We start from the raw sequence: 1,218 nt of genomic DNA on the forward strand, positions 1-1,218 counted from the left end.
GTGGCGTCCCCAAGGGGATTCGAACCCCTGTTACCGCCGTGAAAGGGCGGTGTCCTAGGCCTCTAGACGATGGGGACACATAAATGTATCACTAGGACAATTGATTAGTTTAACTCACATCCTGAGCTTTAAGGTAATTGCGCTTAATACAAGTAAAGACTCGAGCTTTAATTGTGACGCTATTTTCTCGGTAAAACCGCCTTTAACTAATTAAAGCTAAATGGCGTCCCCAAGGGGATTCGAACCCCTGTTACCGCCGTGAAAGGGCGGTGTCCTAGGCCTCTAGACGATGGGGACACAGAAAACTGCTACCCTAGGACAAACACTAATAAGTTGGTGGAGCTATGCGGGATCGAACCGCAGACCTCTTCACTGCCAGCGAAGCGCTCTCCCAGCTGAGCTATAGCCCCAACTTATTTACACACGCTGTGATAAACACGTCGTGTATTGCTTAGTGCGGGGCGCATTCTATGCACCACCCAAAATAAAGTCAACAGTTTTTTGTTCTGCTTTATTTAAATGGTTTATTTTTCAACAAACTGGCTACCAAGCAGGCTAAAAAGGGCAATTTACAGTAAATTAGCCCCTTGAGTGTATTATAAATTATGGCTGGATGATTAGATAACCCCTGCTCTGCTTGTTTTAATTTTTATTGAGCATAGAAAAGGTATACAGTTATATGCAAATTCAACTTGGCATATTTAGTTCATCGTTCAATGACGTATCCTTACTTTATGCCTTGGCATAATAACCACTTTACGCACTATTAGATCGCATTGGTTTTTTGCGGATTAAAATTGGTTTAATTTAAAGGCGATTTAATCACGGCGTAAATTTATAACTTAAGTGATTACTTTATATAAGCTGCACTTTATGATCAATAAACACACCACAGCAACTAAGTTAAAATAGATTGGCTTATTACTTTCTTGATTTTCGATATTAACTATCTAAGCCTAAACAGATAATACGGCGTTTATTTAAACACTAAGCATTGATTTGTCGATAAAACAAACTCCAAACATTACTTGTTGTTTATAAAACCCCCACTCAGCACATTTTTATCATTCAAGTGTTGACACATTTACAACTCTATCTATAATAGCGCCCCACAACAACGCAGCATTGTGTTGTTGTTTAGATGTGGGTGATTAGCTCAGTTGGGAGAGCATCGCCCTTACAAGGCGAGGGTCACTGGTTCAAGTCCAGTATCACCCA

At 40.5% G+C, this 1,218-nt stretch carries 4 tRNA genes; 1 reads left to right on the forward strand and 3 read right to left on the reverse strand.

Annotation, left to right across the window (positions count from 1 at the left end):
* Position 1: 1 nt before the first annotated feature.
* The 3 genes from J5X91_RS17960 to J5X91_RS17970 all read right to left on the reverse strand — a co-directional run bounded on the left by J5X91_RS17960 (position 2) and on the right by J5X91_RS17970 (position 410).
* Positions 2-77 (reverse strand) — tRNA-Glu (locus J5X91_RS17960).
* Between the two features lie 144 nt (positions 78-221).
* Positions 222-297 (reverse strand) — tRNA-Glu (locus J5X91_RS17965).
* 37 nt (positions 298-334) lie between these two features.
* Positions 335-410: transfer RNA gene (locus J5X91_RS17970), tRNA-Ala, on the reverse strand.
* Between the two features lie 735 nt (positions 411-1,145).
* Between J5X91_RS17970 and J5X91_RS17975 the strand changes: the two genes are divergently transcribed.
* Positions 1,146-1,218, forward strand: a tRNA-Val gene (locus tag J5X91_RS17975).

Source organism: Pseudoalteromonas sp. K222D, from assembly GCF_017653575.1.
Taxonomy (GTDB): domain Bacteria; phylum Pseudomonadota; class Gammaproteobacteria; order Enterobacterales; family Alteromonadaceae; genus Pseudoalteromonas; species Pseudoalteromonas nigrifaciens.